Source organism: Colwellia sp. BRX8-4 (assembly GCF_014077345.1).
Classification (GTDB): Bacteria; Pseudomonadota; Gammaproteobacteria; order Enterobacterales; family Alteromonadaceae; genus Colwellia_A.
The window spans coordinates 113833-121334 of the sequence record NZ_JACGVS010000015.1; the positions used below are offsets into that span (position 1 = coordinate 113833).

At 38.0% G+C, this 7502-nt stretch carries 7 protein-coding genes; all 7 read left to right on the forward strand.

Annotated elements, in window-relative coordinates; genetic code table 11:
• Window position 1 precedes the first annotated feature (1 nt).
• Window positions 2–1237 carry an efflux RND transporter periplasmic adaptor subunit gene (locus H4J56_RS13595; RefSeq protein ID WP_182259467.1) on the forward strand — a complete coding sequence of 412 codons (1236 nt, stop codon included), beginning with the start codon at window positions 2–4 and terminating at the stop codon, window positions 1235–1237.
• 73 nt (window positions 1238–1310) lie between these two features.
• Window positions 1311–4454 (forward strand): efflux RND transporter permease subunit, encoded by a 3144-nt coding sequence (locus tag H4J56_RS13600; RefSeq protein WP_182259468.1) that lies wholly within the window; start codon window positions 1311–1313, stop codon window positions 4452–4454.
• A complete protein-coding gene (locus H4J56_RS13605) occupies window positions 4447–5145 on the forward strand; it encodes a HupE/UreJ family protein (RefSeq protein WP_182222281.1) in 699 nt (232 codons plus the stop codon). The genes H4J56_RS13600 and H4J56_RS13605 overlap by 8 nt, the downstream gene beginning before the upstream one ends.
• A 50-nt stretch (window positions 5146–5195) precedes the next feature.
• Window positions 5196–5747, forward strand: coding sequence for a hypothetical protein (locus tag H4J56_RS13610; protein ID WP_182215861.1), 552 nt, complete (start codon window positions 5196–5198; stop codon window positions 5745–5747).
• A 63-nt stretch (window positions 5748–5810) separates the two neighbouring features.
• On the forward strand, window positions 5811–6143 hold the full coding sequence (locus tag H4J56_RS13615; protein WP_182222283.1) for a DUF6488 family protein: 333 nt from the start codon (window positions 5811–5813) through the stop codon (window positions 6141–6143).
• Window positions 6144–6526: 383 nt separating this feature from the next.
• Window positions 6527–6763, forward strand: a complete 237-nt coding sequence (locus tag H4J56_RS13620; protein ID WP_182259469.1) for a hypothetical protein — start codon at window positions 6527–6529, stop codon at window positions 6761–6763.
• A 456-nt stretch (window positions 6764–7219) separates the two neighbouring features.
• The coding region (locus H4J56_RS13625; RefSeq protein WP_182259470.1) for a hypothetical protein at window positions 7220–7502 on the forward strand (283 nt) is incomplete at its 3' end.

Here is a 7502-nt window from a genome sequence, read left to right on the forward strand (position 1 = left end):
CATGAAATCAACATTTAAAATATTAACTCTAATCAGCACACTGTGCTTTGTTAGCTTAAGTACAAGTTTCTCTAGCCTTGCCGTTTCAGAGCAAAAGGTAGAAGAAGCGGAGCCAGAGAAAGGGCCGAATCGTGGACGACTGTTGAAAAAAGATAATTTTGCCATTGAACTATCCATTTTTGAAACGGGAGTGCCCCCTGAGTTTCGTGTGTGGGCAACTGAGAATGGAAAAACTATCGACCCTGCGAAAGTAGAGCTAAATGTAAAATTGACCCGATTAGGTGATGGTGTCGATAACATTAATTTTTTTCAAGAAGGCCAGTATCTTCGTGGTGATATGGTTATCTACGAACCTCACTCATTTATTGTCTCTCTAACGGCTAAATATCAGGGAAAAACTTACAGTTGGCAATATGATAATTTTGAAGGTCGAACAAGTATTGATGACAAAATTGCAGAGGCAATGGAAATTAGTACTGAAGTTGTCGGGCCATCAACATTCCATGAAAGCATTGAGGTGTTTGGAAACTTAACATTACCAGCCGATGCTAGCAGTAATGTTTACGCTCGATTCGATGGACTGGTTAAAAAAGTTCACGTCAAGCTAGGTGATGCAATTAAGAAAGGTCAATTGTTACTCACTCTGGAAAGTAATGAAAGTTTGCAATCTTATCAGGTGATATCAACTCAAAAAGGCATTGTGAGTGCGGTTAACGTTACTTCTGGTGAGCAATCTAAAGGCCGAATATTACTTACGGTGACTAATGATGAAACCTTAGTTGCGGAGCTAGCTGTTTTTCCTTTGGATTTAGCCAAAATTAATATTGGCGCAAAAACAACGCTTAACATTAATGGTGTTGAAGAACAGTACACAAGTAAAATTGATAGCCGAGTATTAAAAGTTAGGAATGATCAGGCGAAGCTATTTCGTGTCTTAGTAAACAATAGTGATTCCTTATTATCTGAAGGCTCTTTTGTAAGTGCAAGAATTGAAATTGGCTCATTTGAGGTAGCGATGGCGGTAAAGCGTAACGCATTGCAGAGCTTTCGTGATTTTACCGTGGTTTATGCCAAAGTTGGCAATGAATATGAAGTAAGAATGCTTGAATTAGGCCGCATAGTGGGGGATGAAATTGAAGTCTTAGGCGGTATATCCCTAGGCACTGAATATGTCACTGAGAATAGTTATATTCTCAAAGCCGATGTTGAAAAATCTGGCGCATCACATGACCACTAAAGGTTTCCCTTTTAATTACAACGGTTAGTAAAAAAAGTTTACGCCTAAAAGACTTACTTTTAAAGGAAAAATAATGCTCGAATATTTACTCAGATTTTCTATTCGTAGAAACTCAATTATTATGTTGGCGGTACTCGCCTTCGCAGGATTGGGTCTTTGGAATTTTACCAAGCTACCGATCGATGCCGTCCCTGATATCACCAACATTCAGGTAATGATCAACACAGAAGCCCCAGGATATACACCGCTTGAAGTGGAACAACGGGTTACTTACCCATTAGAAACCGCATTGGCAGGTATACCAAATTTAGTGAGTACACGCTCTGTTTCACGTTACGGCTTATCGCAAGTAACCGCCATTTTTAGTGATGATACTGATATTTACTTTGCCAGACAATTAGTGAATGAACGCTTAGTCTCAGCAAAATCAGATTTACCTTTTGGATTAGAGCCTGAACTTGGACCTATAGCAACTGGGTTAGGTGAAATATTCATGTTTACCGTGGATGCTGAGCCTAATGCACGTAATGATGAAGGGAAGTTAATTACAGCTACAGATTTAAGAACGGTTCATGATTGGATTATTCGTCCTCAGTTAATGCAAGTGGAGGGTGTGGTTGAAGTTAACCCTATTGGTGGTTTTAAACGTGAAATACTTGTTGCCTTTGAGCCTAAAAAGCTACTGGAATTTGGCCTTAATCAGCAAGATATTATTCAAGCGATCGAAAATAATAATGATAATAAGGGCGCTGGGTTTATAGAAAAAAATGGCGCTCAATGGTTATTACGTATTCCCGGACAGGTAGAAAGTTTAGAGGCTATCGCTAATATTCCTGTTAGGACGACTGAAGGCAGTGTTATTCGAATTTCTGATGTTGCTAAAGTACAAGAAGGAAAAGAGTTAAGAACAGGTGCAGCGACCCAAAATGGTAGAGAAGTGGTGATGAGTACCGTTTTCATGCTTATTGGTGAAAACAGTCGAAATGTTGCTAAAGCGGTTGGTATAAAGTTAGACGAAGTTAAAGCGAGTTTACCCATCGGTATTACCGTTACCGCTGTGTATGACCGTACTACCTTAGTTGAAAAGACACTCGATACAGTAAAAATGAACCTCTTTGAAGGGGCGTTATTAGTTATTGTCGTGTTGTTTTTATTGTTAGGCAATATGAGAGCGGCATTACTTACTGCCGCGGTTATCCCATTTGCGATGTTAATGACCGTAACGGGCATGGTACAAGTAGGCGTAAGTGCCAATCTAATGAGTTTAGGGGCGTTAGATTTTGGACTACTTGTTGATGGTGCGATTATCATCGTTGAGAATTGTCTAAGAAAGCTCAGCTCAGCTTCTGCGAATGGTCGTACCATGGCAGTTAATGAACGATTAGCACTGGTCTATGAAGCAACTAAAGAAGTCATCCGTCCGGCATTATTTGGCGTATTTATTATAACTGCTGTTTATTTACCTATTTTTGCGCTTACGGGTGTCGAAGGTAAAATGTTTCACCCTATGGCAATAACCGTTGTTATAGCATTATGTTGTGCAATGTTTTTATCCGTAACTTTTGTTCCGGCAGCTATTGCTATTTTGTTCAAAGGCCCTGTAAAAGAAAAAGAAAATATCATTATAAAATCATCTTTAGCGCTTTATCGTCCCTCTTTAACATTTGCGCTTAAACTTCGCTGGTTTGTTGTGGTTTTCGCAGTTGGACTTGTTGGCTTAGCAGGATTTTCTGCCAATAAACTTGGTAGCGAATTTGTGCCAAACCTTGATGAAGGTGATATCGCCATGCATGCCTTGCGTATTCCCGGTACATCATTGTCGCAAGCTGTCGCGTTACAAAAAGTCTTAGAAGAAAAAATCAATCAAATGCCAGAAGTTGAACGTGTCTTTGCAAAAATAGGCACAGCCGATGTTGCAACAGATGCTGTACCACCCAGTGTTGCCGATAATTTTATTATTTTAAAACCACGCAGTGAATGGCCAAATCCTAATAAACCTAAAGCACAATTTGTTGAGGAATTAGCAGCCGTAGTAGAGCCTATACCGGGTAATCGATATGAGTTCTTACAACCAATACAAATGCGGTTTAATGAGTTGTTATCAGGAGTTCGTGCAGAGCTGGCTATCAAAGTGTTTGGAGATGATTTTGAGACTTTAGCAGCGTTAGGAAAGAGCATAAACGCAGCTATTATTAATGTTGAGGGGATTGCTGATATTCAAGTAGAGAGAACGACTGGTTTACCACTAATGACGATTAATCCAAAACTTGCCCAGCTAGCAAAATATGGAATAAGCGTGAAGCAACTACAAGATCAACTTTCCACAGCGTTAGGCGGTACGATTGCGGGTAAGTTCTATCAAGGTGATCAACGTGCAGACATAGTAGTACGTCTTCCAGAAGCGCTAAGAACTGATGTTGATGCCTTGGCTTACCTACCAATACAGATGTTCGATAACAGTTATGTTCCATTACAGGAGCTAGCTGAATTGGTATTGGTTGAAGGTGCAAACCAAGTCAATAGAGAAAATGGCAAACGTAGAGTGTTTGTTACCGCTAACGTTCGAGGGAGAGATTTAGGGTCATTTGTTAAGGATATTCAAGCTTCAATTAATGAGTCTGTTGAAATACCTGCGGGTTACTGGATTGAATATGGCGGCACCTACCAAAAATTACAATCAGCATCAGAGCGCCTATCTATCGTGGTTCCTATTACGTTGGTGATGATTATTGGTCTTCTTTTCTTGGCTTTAGGCTCATTTAAAGATTCCATGATTATTTTCACTGGTGTTCCATTAGCCTTAACAGGTGGTATTTTTGCTTTACTGTTGAGAGATATTCCTTTTTCAATATCAGCCGCTGTTGGTTTTATTGCTTTATCAGGCATCGCTATTTTAAATGGCCTAGTTATGGTCTCGTTTATACGAGAACTTAGACGCGAAGGAGCTGCTTTAGATACGGCTATTATCGAAGGTGCATTGACAAGACTTCGGCCTGTGCTAACAACCGCGCTTGTTGCCTCATTAGGTTTTGTGCCTATGGCACTTAATACGGGCATTGGCTCAGAGGTTCAACGCCCACTAGCGACTGTGGTGATCGGAGGGGTGATTTCCTCAACTATATTGACGCTATTCGTTCTTCCAGCTTTATATCGTTTACTACATCGCGAAGAAATCTCCACTGAAACAACTCATTCAAAGGAAACCGTTAATGTTTAATATTATACAGCGATATAGCTTGTCGAGTTTTATCGCTTTACTAGCTATATGGTTACCGATTGAAGCCTTTGCTCATGGTGTCGATGAAAGCACACGAGCATTTTTACTACAAAACACTGGTGTACAAATTATCCCATTTTTGTATATCGGTGCTAAGCATATGGTGACGGGGTACGATCATTTATTGTTCTTAGTAGGTGTGCTGTTCTTTTTATATAGAAGTCGAGATGTTTTATTGTATGTCAGTATGTTTACGCTAGGGCACAGCTTAACCTTATTGTTTGGCGTGATCAGTGACATACAAGTTAATGCTTATTTGATCGATGCCATTATTGGGCTATCGGTTGTTTATAAGGGCTTTGATAATTTAGGTGGCTTTAATCGACTCTTTGGTAAATCACCCAATGCCAAGCTTGCTGTACTGATTTTTGGTCTTTTTCACGGCTTTGGCTTAGCAACCAAGTTACAAGAGTTTCAACTTCCTGATGACGGCTTAATTACTAATTTAATTGCCTTTAATGTTGGGGTTGAATTAGGACAGTTTACCGCCTTGGCCTTTATTCTTTTAGTGATTAATTTTTGGCGTAAACATAGCAGCTTCACTCGCTTTGCGACAAACACGAATTGTTTGTTGATGAGTGCAGGGTTTATGTTGGTAGGTTTTCAACTGACTGGTTATTTCATTAACTAATTTATTAAACTTTTACTATTAAACTTTACCCTAATTTAAGAGATAAAACGATGCAAAAAACAACGCCACAAACTATAACTTTAACGAATTCAGCATTGCTCAAATACACACTGTTTAGCTTAGTCTTTGCAGCAATTACACTTTTAACCATTATATTGCCTGCTGAGTATAATATTGATCCCACAGGGATTGGGCATGAACTTGGACTAACCGTTTTTCACAACGTAAAGGCCGAAGCGTCTACTCCACTCTCTTCACGAGAAGCCGCCGAAAAATCAAAAGTTGCTACAGAAACCATTGAAGTAATTGTTCCTGCTGGTCGCGGTGTTGAATACAAATTTATCATGGCGCAATACCAAAAGCTTGAATATGAATGGATAACAGATAGGTCAGCATTGTATTTTGATTTACATGGCGAACCAGAAGGCGACACAACGGGCTATTTTGAAAGTTATGCAATAGCAACACTGGGTGAAATGAAAGGGAGTTTTACGGCACCATTTGCTGGTTCTCATGGTTGGTATTGGAAAAACACCTCTGACTCCCCAGTCACTGTTCAACTTATTGTAAAAGGTGAATACACCGAGCATGGCCTCAAATAATCACCTCAAATAATAAAAAAACAAACATACTTTGAATTTAATTAAAATAATAGGAGTACCAAAATGAAAACTTTAATAGCAGCCTTATTCATTACATTGATATGTAGCACAAGTTCAGCATTCGCGCATACTGAACACGGAAAAATAAGCCCTAAAGTAGCAACACAAATTGCAGCTAAAGCTACCCAAAAACTGACTTTTAAAGATTTAGGTTTCAAGGTTGGAAAATTAGACTCGAGCTGGAAGAGTTTGACCTCAGAAAGTTTCAAACTACATGCGGCAGAAGCTAACCGTTATATTGTTAGTGCTAACAATAAATCAGAAAATAAAACAATTTATTTCCTGATGACAATGTCAGGCGAAGTATTAAAAGTAAATTCTGAAGCGAAGTTTTAATTTAAAAATTAGGGGAATAACATTCTCCTTTTATCTTGGTACTTTTACATGGAATCGCTCGTATTTCTTTTTATATGAATGAAATATAGCGATTATTCGTTAGTTATAACGGAATTTTGCTCTAAAGATGTTGATGGTTATGCTTTGAGACCTTATATAAAATATATCAGTAATACTCCATTATAGTTATGTTTTCAGGTAACGAGACTGATGAGTACTCAGGCCACAATTGAGGTAGCTAAGAGCCGAGAGGATAGTTAAGTAAAAATAAATCTGAGATTGTCTCGACGCAACCAAGGCTTGTTCAATTAGTTTTTTATAGTTATTAATTCTATTGTTCGAGTGGACAAAAACCTCAAAAAGCTTTGCTGATTGTAAAGGGAATGTGGATTTCATTATATTTATTTTTGCTGACAAGGGAGGGATATATTCCGAAGCGTTTGCCTGAAGCATTAAAACCCTACTGGCATCATATTGAACATTTGGAATATGAGAATAATGCCTGTATTCTAAGTTATTCCTTGGCTAATGGTCAAAATAACGGTGGTGCAGAAGAGCTGGTGTTTAACATTAAGATACAAAATGCTCCTAACAAAAGTGTATTTCCTGGTGTAGGTTAAAGTTATTTATGTAACTTAGCAGTAGGTCAGAAAATAGAGACGCTAGGTCCCTTTTAATATTTTCATGCAAAACCATCAAGTAATAAAACGATGATATTAATCGGCGCTGGATCTGGTATGGCACCAATTAAGTCTTTAATTGAAGAACAATTAATTACCCCCTGAAAATGGTAGTTTAATTAAAAGGGACATTTACTTTTTTGTGGCACTAGAACTGTGTTATCTGGGGCTACTAAAGATTGGCTGAGCACTAAAGGTTATGTTCAAGAATAACTAATATCAAATATTAACAAAATTTTCCAAATCGAAGGTGTTGAATTTAATTTGTATGGGCCATCAGACATGATGAGCACAACCATTGATTTATTGATAACCCAAAGCATTGATGCAAAAAATATTGCATTTGATGAATTTATACAATAACCCATTAATATTTTATTAACGTAGGAGTAAACCATGAAAACTTTAACAAAATTAGCTTTGGTATTGATACCAACCATTACTTTATCAATGACGGCTACAGCACATGATCCAAAATTACATGCAAAAAAAGCTGAAAAAGCTGATTGTAGCAAAATGGATCACAGCAAGATTGATATGAAGGATCCTGTCGCTATCGCCATGATGAAAAAATGTATGAAGCAGGCAGAGAAGTCCAAAGGTAAATTGAAAGATAAAAAAATTAAAATGGAAAAAAAAGAAATAAAAATGAAAGATAAAGAGATGAAGATGAAAATGA